General features: G+C 70.4%; 18 protein-coding genes and 1 pseudogene. 12 read left to right on the top strand and 7 right to left on the bottom strand.

Features of this window, described 5'->3' with window-relative positions; all coding sequences use genetic code 11:
* Positions 1-27: 27 nt before the first annotated feature.
* The 3 genes and pseudogenes from ACIBF7_RS07480 to ACIBF7_RS07490 form a co-directional block, all read right to left on the bottom strand.
* Positions 28-993, bottom strand: a complete 966-nt coding sequence (locus ACIBF7_RS07480) for a DUF4143 domain-containing protein (protein ID WP_333485681.1) — start codon at positions 991-993, stop codon at positions 28-30.
* Positions 994-996: 3 nt separating this feature from the next.
* A pseudogene (locus ACIBF7_RS07485) lies at positions 997-1,386 on the bottom strand (AAA family ATPase); the annotation flags it as partial.
* A gap of 29 nt (positions 1,387-1,415) precedes the next feature.
* Positions 1,416-2,318: an EamA family transporter gene (locus ACIBF7_RS07490; RefSeq protein WP_397196653.1), complete on the bottom strand. Its 903-nt coding sequence runs from the start codon at positions 2,316-2,318 to the stop codon at positions 1,416-1,418.
* Between the two features lie 230 nt (positions 2,319-2,548).
* On the opposite strand from ACIBF7_RS07490, the gene ACIBF7_RS07495 reads away from it, so the two are divergent.
* Positions 2,549-3,466 (top strand): LysR family transcriptional regulator, encoded by a 918-nt coding sequence (locus ACIBF7_RS07495; protein ID WP_148036357.1) that lies wholly within the window; start codon positions 2,549-2,551, stop codon positions 3,464-3,466.
* On the opposite strand, the gene ACIBF7_RS07500 is transcribed toward ACIBF7_RS07495, so the two are convergent.
* Positions 3,459-4,319, bottom strand: a complete 861-nt coding sequence (locus tag ACIBF7_RS07500) for a DMT family transporter (protein ID WP_148036358.1) — start codon at positions 4,317-4,319, stop codon at positions 3,459-3,461. The two genes, ACIBF7_RS07495 and ACIBF7_RS07500, sit on opposite strands and share 8 nt — an antisense overlap.
* A gap of 91 nt (positions 4,320-4,410) precedes the next feature.
* Between ACIBF7_RS07500 and ACIBF7_RS07505 the strand changes: the two genes are divergently transcribed.
* Genes ACIBF7_RS07505 through ccsA form a run of 5 tightly spaced genes read left to right on the top strand, consistent with a single transcriptional unit; the run spans position 4,411 to position 8,904 of the window.
* On the top strand, positions 4,411-5,052 hold the full coding sequence (locus ACIBF7_RS07505; protein WP_219544844.1) for a histidine phosphatase family protein: 642 nt from the start codon (positions 4,411-4,413) through the stop codon (positions 5,050-5,052).
* A 56-nt stretch (positions 5,053-5,108) separates the two neighbouring features.
* Positions 5,109-5,675 carry a TlpA disulfide reductase family protein gene (locus ACIBF7_RS07510; protein WP_219544845.1) on the top strand — a complete coding sequence of 189 codons (567 nt, stop codon included), beginning with the start codon at positions 5,109-5,111 and terminating at the stop codon, positions 5,673-5,675.
* Positions 5,668-6,390 (top strand): cytochrome c biogenesis CcdA family protein, encoded by a 723-nt coding sequence (locus ACIBF7_RS07515; RefSeq protein ID WP_271274787.1) that lies wholly within the window; start codon positions 5,668-5,670, stop codon positions 6,388-6,390. The genes ACIBF7_RS07510 and ACIBF7_RS07515 overlap by 8 nt, the downstream gene beginning before the upstream one ends.
* Positions 6,390-7,946, top strand: coding sequence for a cytochrome c biogenesis protein ResB (locus ACIBF7_RS07520; protein ID WP_271274788.1), 1,557 nt, complete (start codon positions 6,390-6,392; stop codon positions 7,944-7,946). The genes ACIBF7_RS07515 and ACIBF7_RS07520 overlap by 1 nt, the downstream gene beginning before the upstream one ends.
* The gene (gene ccsA, locus ACIBF7_RS07525; protein ID WP_271274789.1) at positions 7,936-8,904 is read left to right on the top strand and encodes a cytochrome c biogenesis protein CcsA; all 969 of its coding nucleotides are present in this window, start codon (positions 7,936-7,938) and stop codon (positions 8,902-8,904) included. The genes ACIBF7_RS07520 and ccsA overlap by 11 nt, the downstream gene beginning before the upstream one ends.
* A gap of 93 nt (positions 8,905-8,997) precedes the next feature.
* Here the strand turns inward: ccsA and ACIBF7_RS07530 are convergent, their stop codons facing one another.
* Positions 8,998-9,294: a PLD nuclease N-terminal domain-containing protein gene (locus ACIBF7_RS07530; RefSeq protein WP_148036364.1), complete on the bottom strand. Its 297-nt coding sequence runs from the start codon at positions 9,292-9,294 to the stop codon at positions 8,998-9,000.
* Between the two features lie 118 nt (positions 9,295-9,412).
* Between ACIBF7_RS07530 and ACIBF7_RS07535 the strand changes: the two genes are divergently transcribed.
* Both ACIBF7_RS07535 and ACIBF7_RS07540 read left to right on the top strand, forming a co-directional pair.
* Complete coding sequence (locus ACIBF7_RS07535) at positions 9,413-10,408, top strand: hypothetical protein (protein ID WP_148036365.1); 996 nt, start codon at positions 9,413-9,415, stop codon at positions 10,406-10,408.
* A gap of 10 nt (positions 10,409-10,418) precedes the next feature.
* Positions 10,419-10,661 carry a hypothetical protein gene (locus tag ACIBF7_RS07540; protein ID WP_148036366.1) on the top strand — a complete coding sequence of 81 codons (243 nt, stop codon included), beginning with the start codon at positions 10,419-10,421 and terminating at the stop codon, positions 10,659-10,661.
* 191 nt (positions 10,662-10,852) lie between these two features.
* On the opposite strand, the gene ACIBF7_RS07545 is transcribed toward ACIBF7_RS07540, so the two are convergent.
* On the bottom strand, positions 10,853-11,074 hold the full coding sequence (locus ACIBF7_RS07545) for a BldC family transcriptional regulator (RefSeq protein WP_026214226.1): 222 nt from the start codon (positions 11,072-11,074) through the stop codon (positions 10,853-10,855).
* A 257-nt stretch (positions 11,075-11,331) separates the two neighbouring features.
* Here ACIBF7_RS07545 and ACIBF7_RS07550 point away from each other — a divergent pair, with 257 nt between their 5' ends.
* Positions 11,332-11,550, top strand: coding sequence for a DUF4229 domain-containing protein (locus tag ACIBF7_RS07550; RefSeq protein WP_148036367.1), 219 nt, complete (start codon positions 11,332-11,334; stop codon positions 11,548-11,550).
* On the opposite strand, the gene ACIBF7_RS07555 is transcribed toward ACIBF7_RS07550, so the two are convergent.
* Complete coding sequence (locus tag ACIBF7_RS07555; RefSeq protein WP_271274791.1) at positions 11,547-12,752, bottom strand: hypothetical protein; 1,206 nt, start codon at positions 12,750-12,752, stop codon at positions 11,547-11,549. The two genes, ACIBF7_RS07550 and ACIBF7_RS07555, sit on opposite strands and share 4 nt — an antisense overlap.
* A 78-nt stretch (positions 12,753-12,830) precedes the next feature.
* Between ACIBF7_RS07555 and ACIBF7_RS07560 the strand changes: the two genes are divergently transcribed.
* The 3 genes from ACIBF7_RS07560 (at position 12,831) to ACIBF7_RS07570 (ending at position 15,436) form a co-directional block, all read left to right on the top strand.
* The gene (locus ACIBF7_RS07560) at positions 12,831-13,559 is read left to right on the top strand and encodes a demethylmenaquinone methyltransferase (RefSeq protein ID WP_219544848.1); all 729 of its coding nucleotides are present in this window, start codon (positions 12,831-12,833) and stop codon (positions 13,557-13,559) included.
* 148 nt (positions 13,560-13,707) lie between these two features.
* The gene (locus ACIBF7_RS07565; protein ID WP_148036369.1) at positions 13,708-14,964 is read left to right on the top strand and encodes a geranylgeranyl reductase family protein; all 1,257 of its coding nucleotides are present in this window, start codon (positions 13,708-13,710) and stop codon (positions 14,962-14,964) included.
* Positions 14,965-15,040: 76 nt separating this feature from the next.
* Complete coding sequence (locus ACIBF7_RS07570; RefSeq protein ID WP_148036370.1) at positions 15,041-15,436, top strand: NADH-quinone oxidoreductase subunit A; 396 nt, start codon at positions 15,041-15,043, stop codon at positions 15,434-15,436.
* Position 15,437 lies beyond the last annotated feature (1 nt).

A 15,437-nucleotide genomic window follows, 5' to 3' on the forward strand; every position in this document is an offset into this window, starting at 1 on the left:
CTCCGCGCCACCGAGCTCGGGCTCCTCTCAGCGGGGAGCCCAGCTCCCCTTGGCAAGGGGCCTCCCGGCCCCCTGCACCCCCGAGTGTGAGGCGGGTCTAACCGGAACACGTGAGGCAGGCAACGGCGGGGTGAGACTCGTTGGTGCCGCGTGGTCCCAGAGGGCCGACAGCGGGGTGAAGAAGATCCGGTCGCCCGACGGCAGGTTCGTGTCGCCGAGGTGGAGCACGTACCCGGCGCGGAAGCGGTCGCCCAGGTTGTCTCGCAGCCAGCGCAGATACCGGGCGTCGTCCGGCTTCGGCGTGGCCGAAGCCTTGACCTCGATGCCGATGACCGTGCCGTCCCGGCGTTCCAGGATGAAGTCGACCTCGCGTTTGTCCCGGTCTCGGTAGTGGCGCAGGGCGACGTGCCGCTGGGCGAACGTCGTCAGTTTGAGCAACTCGGCGAAGACGAACGTTTCGAGTAGCCCGCCGAGTGCCGGGTGGCCTGGGGCCAGCAGGGCGTCGGCGTCCACATCCAGTAGATGGGAAGCCAGACCGCTGTCGGTCACATAGGTCTTCGGAGCGTGCGTCACCCGGGAGGAGAAGTTGTTCGACCAGGCCGGGGCGGAGGCGACGAGGAAGACCGTCTCCAGGTAGGCGAGATAGGAGCGGACGGTCGCCGCGTCGAGCCCGAGACTGTTGGCGAGCTGGGCCAGGACGAGCTGCCCGCCCGCGCGGGCGGCGACCAGCGCGATCAGATCGGGGATCGCGCCGGCCTTGCCGACGTGCGCGAACTCCCGGATGTCGCGGGAGATCACGGTGTCGAGGTAGCCGTGGAACCAATTACTCAGGGCGAGGGGGGAGCTGAGGCGGAGGACCTCGGGATAGCTGCCCTGGCAGATCAGCCGGAGGTAGTCCTCCCGCGTCCAGGCTGACCGCCGCTCGGTTACCGACGTTGGATCGGCGAACACCTGGTCGCAGAAGCCGCCGGTGCCGCCGGTGCGTTCGGCCATGGCGAATGGCCACAGATCGACGAAGACCACCCGTCCCGCGAGAGACTCCGACAGGGTGGGCACACTGAGGAATCGGGTAGATCCGGAGAGGACGAACTGGCCGGGGCGCCAGTCCTCGTCCACGACCTGCTTGATGGCCAGAACCAAGGGGTCGCCGGCGCGCTGGATCTAGTCGATGATGACGGGCTGCGGCTGCTGGCGGGCGAAGGTCCGGGGATCGTCGCGGGCGATCGCGAGCTGTGACGGGTCGTCGAGAGTGGCGAAAGTGGCGTCACCGAAGCGCCTGCACGACTGCAGGAGCGTCGTCTTGCCGCACTGGCGTGGGCCGTTGACGACGACGATCCGCAGCTCGTTGAGCAGCTCCTTAAGCCGGCTTGCAGCGAGCCGGGGCACTTTTCCCTGATCTGCCGTGCCCTGAGTCGCTATTTCGCGAGCGTGGCTTTCCCTGGTTCGCGGGCACGTGGTTCCGCGATCCGACGGCGTGGGCGGGTGCCCGCGTACAGGACGCCGGTGACGATGAGGACGGCGGCGGCGATGCGGAGCCAGGTGAAGGGCTCGCCGGTGAAGAGGGCGGCCGAGGTCATGCCGAAGACCGGCACGAGGAGCGTGTAGGGGGCGACGGTGGAGGCGTCGTAGCGGCGCAGGAGGAAGCCCCAGACGCCGAAGCCGACGAGTGTCGAGACGAAGGCCACGTACAGGAGGGACAGCCAGCCCTCCAGCGGGGCCGTCAGGGTGGGGACGCCCTCCAGCCAGAGTGACAGGAGCAGGAGCGGCGGCGACGACAGGGCGCTGACCCAGACCATGAAGCGCAGCGAGTCGGGCGGGGCGGCCTTGCGCTGGGCGATGTTGCCGAGGCCCCAGGCCGCGGCGGCGGCGACGCACAGGGCGAAGGCGCCGATCGGGCCGGAGGCGCCGAAGTCGAGCGCCACCAGGGCCAGGCCGCCGAACGCGACGGCCAGGCCCGTCACCCGGCGCGCGGTGAGGCGCTCGCCGAGGAGCGTCACCGCGAACAGGATCGTGAACAGCACCTGCATCTGCAGGACCAGCGAGGTCAGCCCGGCCGGCATGCCGGCCCGCATGCCCACGAGCAGCAGGGCGAACTGGCCGGCGCCGGTCGTGGCGGCGACCGCGGCGATCCAGCGCCAGGGCACGGCCGGGCGGCCGACCAGGAGCAGGGCGGGGAAGGCCGCCATCGCGAACCGCAGGCCCGCGTACAGCAGGGGCGAGAAGTGCTCCAGCCCCACCTGCATGACGACGAAGTTGACCCCCCAGACGGCGGCGAGCCCGATGGCGAGCGCCAGATGAGGGGGTCTCAGCGTGTTCACGGCGATCCTGTGGATCGCGGCTCGGCCCCGGGGTTCATGCGGGGATCTAGGCGGCCTTGCGGACCCGGGCGGCGCGCTGCTCGCGGGCCTGCTCGGCGAGGGTCTTCAGGTACGAGGTGGACTGGAACGACTTCTGCTTCGGCTTAAGGATTCGCATGCAACTATTTTCCAACGCTACAGAGTGAAGGACAAGCGAGACTTTCTACGCTTAACGCTTTAGACTCGCTTACATGTTGGACCTCAACCGGCTCAAGGCCCTCCACGCCGTGCACGTCTACGGCTCCGTCGGAGCCGCCGCCGACGCGCTGATGGTCACCCCCTCGGCCGTGTCGCAGCAGATAGCCAAGCTGGAGCGGGAGACCGGCGCGCGGCTGGTCGAGCGCAACGGGCGCGGGGTGCGGCTGACGGACGCCGCCGGGCTGCTCGCCGAGCACGCGGAGCGCATCCTCGCCCTGGTCGAGACCGCCGAGGCCGACTTCGAGGCGCTGCGCGGCCAGGTCGTCGGCAGGCTCAACGTGGGCGCGTTCCCGACCGCCGCCCGCGGCCTGATGCCGCTCACCCTCGCCGAGCTCCGGCAGCGCCACCCCGACCTGTCGGTGCAGCTGTACGAGCGCGAGCCTGAACGGGTGGTCCGCGAGGTCGCCAGGGGAGAGCTCGACCTGGTGGTCGTGCAGGACTGGCTCAACCGGCCGATGCCCATCCCCGACGGCCTGTCCAGGAAGACGCTGCTCGAGGACATCGCCGACGTGGCGCTCCCCGCGAACCACCCGCTGGCCGGCGAACGGGAGATCCAGCTGTCCGCGCTCTGCGGCGAGCGGTGGATCAGTTCCTCGCCCGGCACCATCTGCCACGACTGGCTGGTGTTCACGCTGCGCAGCGCCGAGCTGGAGCCGGAGATCGCCTCCATGGCCGACGAGTACCCCACCCAGCTCGCGCTGGTCGCGGCCGGGCTCGGCTGCGCGATCGTGCCGCGCCTGGGCCGCGACCCGGTGCCGGCGGGCGTCCGGCTGGTCCCCCTGCTGCCGCGCCAGACCCGCCGGATCTACGCGCTCTGGCGCAGCGACGCCGCCCGCCGCCCCGCCATCAGGGCGACGGTCGACGCTCTCGTACGGGCGGGCGAAACCGCGCAGGACGGCTGGATCAGCTGAGCGCGATGGCCACCACGCCGCCGACGATCACGCCCGCGGCCAGCAGGCGGTGGCGCAGCCCGTCCTCGGCGAGCAGCCGCCCGCCCAGCACGACCGCGATCAGCACGCTCATCTCGCGCGCCGGCGCGACCAGGCTCACCGGCGCCCTGGTGAACGCCACCAGCACCAGCAGGTAGGACACGAAGATGAGCACCGCCGCCGTCACGATCGTGCCCCGGTGCGCCCGCCAGGCCGCCGCCATCAGCGCCCGCCGCCGCCCGCGCAGCACGAAAGGGGCCAGCACGATCATGCGCCCCACCTCGCCCAGGTAGTTGAGCAGGATCGGCGCCACCGCGAAGGTGCTCACCACCCGCGAGTCCCACACCGTGTAGGCGGCGATGAACACCCCGGTGGCCAGCCCGAACGCCAGCCCTTTCAGGTCCGCCCCGCCGGCGCGCCCGCTCATCAGGAACACCCCGGCGCCCACCAGGAGGATCCCGGCGATCCCCACCGGCGTCGGCCGCTCGCCCAGGAACAGCACCGCCACCAGGCTCGCCAGCATCGGCCCCGTGCCGCGCGCCACCGGGTAGACGATCGACAGGTCGCCGCTGCCGTACCCCCGCTGCAGCAGCAGGAAGTACGTCATGTGGATCGCGGTGCTGACCCCGATCACCGCCAGGTCCGCCCACCCCACCCGGGGCCGCGCCACCAGCAGGAACCCGGCGAACAGCGGGCTCCACACCACCGCGCCCGCCGCCGCCACGAGCCAGACGAACACCAGGCCGTCGACGTGCGCGGCCTTCTTGCTCAGGAGGTTCCACGACGCGTGCGCGACGGCCGCGACCAGGACGAGAACCAGAGCCAGAGGATCCAATCGGCGGCTCCTTCCGGGAGGCTCCGACTTTACTCCGGTGGCGATCACCCCTGGCGATCAGGGACCGCCGAGCGGATAAGCTGAGGCCACCATGGCTGAAACCACCGTCGTCCACCTGCTGCGCCACGGTGAGGTGCACAATCCCGGCGGCATTCTCTACGGCAGGCTGCCGGGCTACCACCTGTCCGAGACGGGCGAGCTGATGGCCAAGACCGTCGCCAAGGCGGTGTCCGGGCGCGACATCGTGGCCGTCTACAGCTCGCCGCTGGAGCGCGCCCGCGAGACCGCGGCCCCCGTCGCGGCCGCCCACGGGCTTGAGGTGATCATCGAGGAGCGGCTGCTGGAGGCCGGCAACCTGCTCGAAGGCCGGGCCGTCGGGCAGGGGCTGCAGATCCTGCGCAGCCCGCGCAACTACCGCTACTTCTGGAACCCGATGCGTCCTTCCTGGGGCGAGCCCTATCCGGTGATCGTCGCGCGCATGCGCACGGCCATCGACGACGCCAGGGAGGCGGGGCGCGGCCACGAGGTCGTCATGGTCAGCCACCAGCTGCCCATCTGGGCCGTCCGGATGGCGGCGGAGGGCCGGCGCAGGCTCTGGCACGACCCGAGACGCAGGCAGTGCGCCCTGGCCAGCCTGACCTCGTTCACGTTCGAGGGCGACCGGCTCGTCAGCGTCGGCTACAGCGAGCCTGCCGGGTCGATCGACAGGGGCCCCAGCGTGCCGGGCGCCTGACCGCGCCGGTAGAGTTGCAAGCTCTACCGCTTGTAGTACAAGGAGATCTTCCTCCCGTGCGCGCCAAGTCAATCTCCCTGGTCCTCCTCGCCGTTCTGGTGACGGGATGCGCCGGCAGTCAGAGCGGGCAACCGCAGGCGGGCGACACGCGATTCGTCGCGGGCGACGGGAAGATGCAGGTGTTCGAGGCCGCCGACCGCAAGCCCGCGCCGGCGGTCGAGGGCCCGACCCTCGACGGCGGCACGGCCTCGCTGGCCGCGCACAAGGGCAAGGTCGTCGTGATCAACTTCTGGGCGTCCTGGTGCGCGCCCTGCCGGGCCGAGGCCCCGGTGCTCAAGGAGGTCGCGGCCGAGACCAAGGCCGGCGGCGTGGAGTTCATCGGCGTCGACTTCAAGGACCGCAAGGCCGACGCGCTGGCCTTCGAACGCACCGAGGGCACCGGCTACCCGAGCATCTACGACCAGCCGGGCAAGGTCGCCCTGGCCTTCCAGGGCACGGTGCCGCCCGCCGCCATCCCGTCCACGCTCATCATCGACAAGCAGGGCCGGATCGCGGCCAGGGCGCTCGGCGCGGTCCGCTACACCGACCTGAAGAACGCGGTGCTCAAGGTGCGCGATGAGTGACGTCGTCGCCTCCGGCTCCCTGCTGCTGGCCGTGCCGATCGCGGTGCTGGCGGGGCTGGTGTCGTTCCTGTCGCCGTGCGTGCTGCCGCTGGTCCCGGGCTATCTCTCGTACGTGACGGGCATGAGCGACGATCCCAAGCGGGGGCGGCTGGTGCTCGGCACCACGCTGTTCGTGGCCGGGTTCGCGGCCGTGTTCGTGCTCAGCGGCGCCCTGTTCGGGCAGCTCGGCCAGGCCATGCTGGTCAACGCCGACCTGATCACGCGGGTGCTCGGTGTGCTGACGATCCTGCTCGGGCTGGCCTTCATGGGCGTCTTCCCGCAGTTGATGCGCGACGTGCGCATCCACCGGCTGCCCGCCGCCGGGCTCGCCGGGGCGCCGCTGCTCGGCGTGGTGTTCGGGCTCGGCTGGACGCCGTGCATCGGGCCCACCCTGGCCGTGGTGCTCACGCTCGGGCTGAACGAGGGCAGCGCCTCGCGCGGCGCGCTGCTGGCCGTCGCCTACGCGCTGGGGCTCGGGCTGCCGTTCGTCGTCGCCGCCCTGGCCTACAGCAAGGCGCTGCGCACCTTCCGCGCCATCCGCCGCCACTCCCGGCTGATCACCAGGATCGGCGGCGGCATGATGGTGGCCGTCGGGGTGGCCCTGGTCACCGGCCTGTGGGGAGAGATGATCGCGACCATGCAAGGGCTCATCGGCGGATTCAGGCCGGTGATCTGATGACGGTCTCCGACGTGGAGCGGAAGCAGGAGCCGAAGCGGGCGGGGCTGGGCCCGGCGGGCTGGCTCCGCTGGGCCTGGCGCACGCTCACCTCGATGAAGACGGCGCTGCTCCTGCTGTTCCTGTTCGCGCTGGCCAGCATCCCCGGCTCGCTGATCCCGCAGCGCGGCGTCGAGCCCGACCAGGTGGCGCGCCTCTACGACGAGAGCCCGGGCCTGGCCGTCTGGTACGACCGGTTCCAGCTCTTCGACGTCTTCAGCTCCGTCTGGTTCGCCGCCATCTACCTGCTGCTGTTCACCTCGCTGATCGGCTGCATCGTCCCGCGCACCGGCACCTACCTGCGCGAGCTGCGCCGCAAGCCGCCCGCCGCGCCGCGCAACCTGTCCCGGCTGCCGCACCACGCCGCCTTCGAGAGCGACCTGACCGTCGAGGAGTTCGCCGGGCGGCTGCGCAAGCTGCGCTTCCGGGTGGTCACCGGAGACGGCTGGGTGGCCGCCGAGAAGGGCTACCTGCGCGAGACCGGCAACCTGCTCTTCCACGTCGCGCTGCTCGGCCTGCTGGCGGCCGTCGGCATCGGCTCCGTGTTCGGCTACCGTGGCAACGTGCTCGTGGTCGAGGGCGACGGGTTCGCCAACACCGTCGCCGCCTACGACCGCTACATGCCGGGGCCGCGGGTCAACGCCGAGTCGCTGGAGCCGTTCGCGTTCGAGCTGAGCGACTTCCAGGCGACCTACCAGGTGGGCGGCGACAACTCGGGCCAGGAGCTCGACTACTCCGCCCATCTCAAGGTCAACGACGCGCCGGGCGCGCCCGTCCGCGACTACGAGCTGAAGGTCAACGAGCCGCTCGACGTCAACGGCACCCAGACCTACCTCATCGGCCACGGCTACGCCCCCGAGTTCCGGGTCACCGACGGCGAGGGGCAGGTCGCCTTCGAGGGGCCGGTGCCGTGCCTCATCGAGGACAAGCCGACGCTCACCTCCGGATGCGTGGTCAAGGCGCCCGACGCCCAGCCGTCGCAGCTCGGGTTCCTGCTGCGCTTCCTGCCGACCAGCACGCCGCTCACGGACGGCGGTCACGCCTCCTCCTTCCCCGGCGCGGTCGTCCCGGAGGTGCAGGTTCTCGGCGCGTTCAGCGGCGACCTGGGGCTGCGCTCGGGTGTGCCGCAGTCCGTGTACGAGCTCGCGCCGCCCGAGATCATGAAGAAGCTCCACCCGCTGGTGATGGGCGAGGCCGCGGGCGACCCGCTGGCCGTGGGCAAGTCGCTGGAGCTGCCCGGCGGGGCGGGCAAGCTGGAGTTCACCGGCGTCAAGGAGTGGATCACGCTCCAGATCGCCTACGACCCCGGCCGCCTCCCGGCCCTGCTGGCGGCCGCCACGGCCACCATCGCCATCGTGTTCTCGCTCATGATCCGCCGCCGCCGGGTGTGGGTGCGGGTCAAGGACGGCAAGGCCGACGTGGGTGGGCTCACCCGCACCGAGGGCTCCGCGGCGGGGTTCGCCGAGGAGTTCGACGAGATCGTCAAGGAACTAGCAGGAGACAAGGATGTCCGCTGAGACACTGGCAGAGCTGAGCGACCTGTTCGTGGTCGCCGCCGTCCTGCTCTACCTGGCAGCCATGATCGGGTTCGCCGTCGAGCTCGCGTTCGGCCGGGCGCGCGCCGAGACCCGCCGGGTACGGGGCGCCGCCCGCGTTCCGGTGGGCGTGGGCGCCGAGGCCGACACGCGGGACCCGGGAGAGGTCGCGGAGGCGTCAGGCGGAGCCGTGGCCGAGGGGCCCGAGCCGCCGGCCTGGGCGCGCAAGGCCGGCACGGTCGCGCTGGTGATCGCCTGGCTCGGCTGGGCCGCCAACCTGACCGCCATCGCCACCCGCGGCCTGGCCGTCGACCGGTGGCCGTGGGGCAACATGTACGAGTTCGTGGTGGCCATCTGCTTCGCCGCCGTGACCGCGTTCCTGGTCGCCCACCTGCGGCAGAACATCCGCTTCCTCGGCGCGTTCGTCATGGTCTCGGCCGCGCTCGGGCTCGGGCTGGCCGTGCTCAAGTTCTACACGGTGGCGGGGCCGGTGGTGCCGGCGCTCAACTCCTACTGGATCGCCATCCACGTCTCGGCCGCGATCCTGGCCAGCGGCATGTTCGTGCTGGCCGGGGCCTCGGGTGTCCTCTACCTGATCCGCGGTGACGGGCTGTCGCGGCTGCCGTCCAAGGACGACCTGGAGAAGGTCGCGCACAAGGCCATCGTGGTGGCGTTCCCGCTGTGGACGTTCGCCGTCATCGCGGGCGCGCTCTGGGCTGACAAGGCGTGGGGCCGCTACTGGGGCTGGGACCCCAAGGAGGTCTGGTCGTTCATCACCTGGATCGGCTACGCGGCCTACCTCCACGCCCGCGTCACGGCGGGCTGGCGCGGGAACAAGGCGACCATCGTCCAGCTCGTCGCCTTCGCCTGCCTGCTGTTCAACCTGTTCGGCGTGAACATCTTCATCTCCGGGCTCCACAGCTACGCCGACGTCGGCTGACGCGTACCGCGGGCAGCGGAAAGACACCCGGTGGCGGCGCCGGGTGTCACTTTTATGGTCGGAGGGGGTCGGCGGGGGGTGTGGGGGAGCCCGTCAGGCCTCGGACTCGCCGCGGAGGCGGCGCTCGAGCTCCTTCAGGAAGTCGGGGTCGTCGTCGGGGCCCTTGGGCATGACCCCGGCCTCACCGGCGACCGGACGTGCCGCGACGACGGCCTTGGGACGGCCGCGCATCATCCAGAAAACGCCGCCGACGATGGGGACCGCGGCGACGATGATCAACCACACGGCTTTGGGGGACTGCTGGACCTCTTCCTCGGGGGTCGTGATGACATCGAACAACGAGAACAGCCAGAAGGCCAGAAGAGCCAGGCCGATTAGAACACCTGCCATGCCCGAACTGTAAGCCATCTTGAGACCGATCGTGCCACCTGATGTCCCATTCAGGATGACTAAGGAAGATCTGCGTCGTACCGTGGAACCCGGTTCCCCCGGGCTGGCGAGAGGTGCGATGGCCATTTCCAGTGACAAGGGACGCCATCGGCGGGGCCGATGGTGGCGGCGCGGGTCCTACCTCTTCTCCCGGCGCACCGAGGCGCCACCCGAGGCGGAGCGCTCGTTCTGGTCCGCCCGCCGCGGCAACCGTACCCGCGAGGTCGACGCCAGGCCGCCGGGCATGGGCGACACCGCGGAGCCGGAACGGTCCCGGCACGCGGGGAAGGACCAGCGTCCCGAGCGCTCGCGCCGTCCGGAGAAGGACCGTGACAAGGACCGGCCGCGCCGCTGGGAGGGACGCGAGCGGCTGTCCGCCGCGGTCGTCGAGGAGCCGCGCTACACCTGGCACGACTTCGAGCTCCTGGACGCCTTACCCCGGGCGCAGCCCAACCGTCCCGACGCGCCGCCGATGGGCGACGGGCTGCGCCACTGCGGCAAGCTGGAGCGGATCCTGCACCGCCAGTGGGACGCCAGGCTGGGCCCGCCGCCCCCCGAGGTGGTCCGGGCCGTGGAGAGTCTGGCGAGGCTGCCCGACCGGCTCAAGGAGAAGCTGGCCGCCGGCCTCGAAGGCATCTACGTCGGCCCCGGCGGCGTCCCCGACCTGGACGACATGGGCTACCTGCGCGGCGCGCCGCTGCCGTCGGGCCGTGCCACCTGGGACATCTGCGCGGGCGCGTACGGCGAGCGCAAGATCGTGGTGGGTGACCGGCCGTCGCCGACGCCCGACGTGATGATGCACGAGGTGGGGCACGCCATCGACGACATCGACTCGGCGTTCGGCGAGTGGGTCTCCGACTCGCCGGACTTCGCGGCGCTGTTCGAGCGGGTGGAGCCGCTGCTGGTGTCCGCGTTCCACCGGCAGGGCGGCGGGCTGGGCCGCAAGGAGTTCTTCGCCGACGCCTTCGCCGCGATCGCCGCGCGCCAGCGTCCGGCCCTGGTGGACATGCTCGGCGGCAACACGCGGCTGGCGCTCGACGTCATGCTGTTCTTCAACAGGCGTTACGGAATCTAGGTGGTAGGCCATGTACGTCATCCGGCTCGCTGACGGCACCCTGAGGGTGCCGCGGAGCCTGGCCAGCGAGGACGGGCGTCTGATCGGCAACGGCTTCGTGGAGATCGGGCCGGACGACCCCGACTACGGCCAATGGCTGCCCGAGTCGGTGACCGAGGAGGAGGCCGCCGAGCGCCGGCGTCGCTGGGTGGAGGAGAACGACGCGCTGGAGCGGGAGTTCCTGGCGTTCAAGGCGGACCAGGACGAGACCTGAGTCCGCCGGAGTGGGGAGAGTGGGCAGGAAGTCTCGCCGGGGCGGGGGCGGCTCGGCGGCCTGGCAGGCGCCAGCCACGATCGGCGGTTGGCGCCTTTCACCGTGCTCGCCGCGGGTTGGACCAGTGAGCACGCGGACCGAGGTCCCGTCTCGGTGATCCTGGCTCGCAGGATCACCGACCAGACGGCACGTCAGACGCGCGGGGACTCACCTGCCGGCCTGTCGGCCGTAAGAACGTCCTCGCCTCGGAGAAGGGCGTGCACTTCCGACTCGCGGAAACGCCGGTGCCCTCCGGGGGTGCGGATACTGCTGATGCGGCCTGCCGCAGCCCAGCGCGTAACCGTCTTTGGGTCTACCCGGAAGAGGGCGGCAACCTCTCCAGGGGTCAGCAGACGCTCGCTGCTACTCTCCACCAATCTCTCCCCCTCGCATCCCGCTTCCTGCCAGCGGGCGGACAGGTAACTAGTGTGTCGAGCGAAGCCTGATTTATCCGTGGTTTTCTACAAAGATCACGGGTTGTTATCAGCTGACTGCCCGATTGTTATATGATAGAGCCTCTTTGGGGCTCTCGTGGGTGTTTCTTTACGAAACACCCTAACTGGGAACAGTAGCAGCGCTCGCGCCCGATGCGAAGAGCGAGCGGTGCGAGGGGCCGAGTAATCTCGACACCGTGCATCCCGTTCTCGTTTACACCGCCTCGCGGATCGGCCTGTTCGTCATTGCCTTCGGCGTGTTGTGGCTGACTGGGCTGCAGCACCCCCTGCTCCTGATCGGGGGCGCGTTCCTGGTCAGCGGATTCGCCAGCTTCGTCCTGCTGTCCAAGCAGCGTGACGCGGTGAGCGCCCGCCTCAGCAACAAGCTGGACCGCCCCAAGCCGCAGGACGACTAGGGCAGAGGGAACATGCCAATCCGGGCATGGTACTCCCCACCGAGTCTCGTCGTGTCGCTACCGACAAGTAGTCCTGTGGGATGCGCGTAAAACGCCTTCACGCCGATCCCGCGCTCCCGGCCCGGATTCCAACTCAGCGCCTTTCCGGTGCGCGGATGAATGGCCCCGATGCCCTCGCGCGGCACCGCCCCCGGACCTGCGGAGTCGCGGCCCTGCGGATTGTTCAGCCAGCGCTGGTGACCGCCCACGTACACGGCCGCGCCGGTGACCGACACCGAGTAGAGCGAGTCGCCGCCGGTGCTGTTGGTCCAGGTGGGTTCGAGGTCCTTGCCGCTCGCGTACGTCTCGAACCGGGCGGCGGTGTCGCACATGCCGCGGCGCGGGCCGCCGGTGGTCACGACCACGAAGTAGCGGCCGTCCGGTGAGACGTCCAGGCCGCGCACGTACCAGGGGAACGCCTCCATGCACGTGCCGGCGTAGACGCCGGTGCGCCACGGGGCGACCCTGGCCACGGGGCGGCTCACGTCCACGACGCCGAGCTGCGGGCGCGAGTGCCCGTCGAGGGTGGTGAAGTTGCCGTCGACCACCAGCCGGTCCTTGGTCAGAGCCAGGGCGTGCACCCTGACCTTCCTGGTGAGCGGCTCGCCGGGGACGACGCCGAAGTCCGCGTCGACCGCGCCGGTGGCGGCGTCCAGCCGGGCCAGGGCGGCACGCGGGCGGGTGAAGTCGCCGCCCGCGTAGAGGTGGGAGCCGCGCAGCGCGAGCGTGGTGACGGCGCCGCCGGACACGCGCGGCTTGAAGGACTTCACCGGCCGGCCGGTGGCCAGGTCGAGCCGGGCCAGGGCGCGGGCCGGGGTGGCGCCGACGACCGAGAAGTCGCCGCCCACGTAGACCGTGCCGTCCGGGCCGGGGGCCAGGCTGTGGACCGTTCCTCCCACGTCGGGGGAGAAGTCGGTCAGCACGCGGCCGGTCCGCAGGTCGTAGGCGAACAGGTTGTCGCGTGCGTACCTCACGGTCCTGGACGCGTCGGCCACCTCGCTGAAGGAGCCGCCGACGACGACGGTGCCGCCGACGACGGTGATGGAGTGGACGATGCCGTCGAGCACGTGAGGGGTGCTGTCGACAGGGTCGGCCGAGACCACGCCGGAATGCGCGGTGGGGGCCGCTGCGATGATCGCCGCCAGGGCGACTCGGGCAAGCATTCAGCAATTCTTAGCAGACGGTAAGTAATCTCGTGGCTACTTTCCGTCAATTGTCGGGTTGGCCATAGGCTTGACTCCATGACGCGCGCTCAACTGGACAAGAAGCCGGGGGAGGTCGCGGCGATGTTTGACCGCACCGCCCGGCGCTACGACCTGGTCAACGACGTGATCTCCCTCGGGCAGGTCAGGCTGTGGCGCAAGGCGGTGGCCCAGGCCGTCGACGCCGGTCCCGGCGAGGTCGTGCTCGACCTCGGAGCCGGCACGGGCATGTCCACCGAGTCCTTCACCGGGCTGGGCGCGCGGGCGATCGCCTCCGACTTCTCGCTCGGCATGCTCCGGGTGGGCGTACGGCGCCGCGGCGGCAACGCGCTGACCGGCGAGGGGATCCCGTTCGTCGCCGGCGACGCGATGCGGCTGCCGTTCGCCGACGACTCGTTCGACGCGGTGACGATCTCGGTCGCGCTGCGCAACGTGCACGACACCGGCCAGGCGCTGCGCGAGATGCTCAGGGTGACCAGGCCGGGAGGGCGGCTGGTGGTCATGGAGTTCTCCCACGTCACCGTGCCGGTGCTGGATCTGGTCTACCGCGAGTATCTGATGAGGATGCTGCCCAAGGTGGCCCAGGTGTTCGGCTCCAACGACGACTCCTACGAGTATCTGGCGGAGTCGATCAGAGACTGGCCCGACCAGCGGAGGCTGGCGCGTACGATTCAGGAAGCCGGCTGGGGGCGCGTCGCCTGGCGCAACCTGACCTGCGGCATCGTGGCCATTCACCGGGGCTTCAAGCCGTCCGTCCCGGAAGCGTGACGACGGACATGATCTACTGGGTCATGAAGGCCCCCCGGCTGCCACTTTGTCCTGGAAAAGGGTTAGACTGACGGGCCGGAAAGTTTGTGAAGAGGTTCACAAAGGACCACGCCCGGATAACACCCCGTTGTAGGACAGGACCAGGCCCGTGACCGTGCCAGCAGCCCGCAAGGCTGACGCCGACGTCATCGTCGTCGGCGCCGGTCCCGCCGGTTCCGCGACCGCCTTCTACCTCGCGCGGGCCGGCCTCGACGTGCTCGTGCTGGAGAAGACCCGGTTCCCCAGGGAGAAGGTCTGCGGCGACGGCCTGACCCCGCGCGCCGTCAAGCAGCTGCTCAACATGGGCGTCGACGTCGACGCCCCCGGCTGGGTCAGGAACAAGGGCCTGCGCGTGGTCGGCGGCGGCCTGCGGTTCGAGCTCGACTGGCCCCAGCTGGAGCGCTTCCCCGACTTCGGCCTCGTCCGCACCCGCCAGGACTTCGACCAGATACTCGCCGCCCACGCGGAGGCGGCCGGCGCGCGCCTGATGCAGGGCGTCACCGTCACCGGCCCGGTGCTTGACGACCGCAGCGGCCACGTCACCGGCGTGACCACCAAGGACGGCGCGACCTACCGCGCCCGCGTGGTGGTGGCCGCCGACGGCAACAGCACCCGCCTGGCCCTCGGCATGGGCCTGCACAAGCGCGAGGACCGTCCGATGGGCGTGGCGGTGCGCACCTACTTCACGAGTCCCCGCCACGACGACGACTACCTCGAGACCTGGCTGGAGCTGTGGGACGAGGAGACGCTGCTGCCCGGCTACGGCTGGGTGTTCGGCGTCGGCGACGGCACCGCCAACGTGGGGCTCGGGCTGCTCAACACCAGCTCCCACTTCGGCAACATCGACTACCGCGACCTGCTCAAGCGGTGGTGCAAGGCCATGCCCGCCGAGTGGGGCTTCACCGAGGAGAACATGACGGCCCCGATCCGCGGCGCCGCCCTCCCGATGGCCTTCAACCGGCAGCCCCACTACACCCGCGGTCTCGTCCTGGTCGGCGACTCCGGCGGGTCGATCAACCCGTTCAACGGCGAGGGCATCGCCTACGCGATGGAGACCGGCGAGATCGCCGCCGAGGTCATCGCCCGCGCGCTCGCCCCCCGCACCACCCCCGCGCAGCGCGAACGCCTGCTGCGCGACTATCCGCGCCTGCTCAAGGACGCCTACGGCGGCTACTTCACCCTGGGCAGGGTGTTCGTCGAAGCGATCGGGAGGCCGGGTGTGATGAGCTTCGGCACCAGGCATGGGCTTCCCCACCCCAGACTGATGCGCTTCGCGCTCAAACTCCTTGGTAATCTCACCGACCGGCGAGGCGATGCGTCAGACAAGATCATCAACGCACTCTCGAAAGTCGCGCCACGAGCATGATTCCCACACTCACCCGGCAAACACTTAGATCTCGCCGCGCGCCCGAGCGCGTGGCGGCGCAAGAGGAGGCGTAGCGATGGACCTTTACGTGCCCATCCTGGTGCTCGCCGTTCTCGCGGGGGGCTTCGCGATCTTCTCGGTCGCCATCGCTCCCTTCACCGGTCCCAAGCGCTGGAACCGCGCCAAGCTCGACGCGTACGAATGCGGTATCGAGCCGACGCCCCAGCCAGTCGGTGGCGGACGGTTCCCGCTGAAATACATGGTCACGGCGATGCTCTTCATCGTCTTCGACATCGAGATCATCTTTCTCTACCCGTGGGCCGTCTCGTTCGCGCCGCTCACCAACGACGCCGGCCAGGTGATCGCCTCTGGCCTGGGCGTGTTCGCGCTCGTGGAGATGCTGCTGTTCATCGTCACCGTCCTGGTCGCCTACGCGTACGTATGGCGCCGTAAGGGTCTGGAGTGGGACTGAC

Source organism: Nonomuraea sp. NPDC050478 (genome assembly GCF_044458265.1).
In the GTDB taxonomy this organism is placed as follows: Bacteria; Actinomycetota; Actinomycetes; order Streptosporangiales; family Streptosporangiaceae; genus Nonomuraea; species Nonomuraea ferruginea.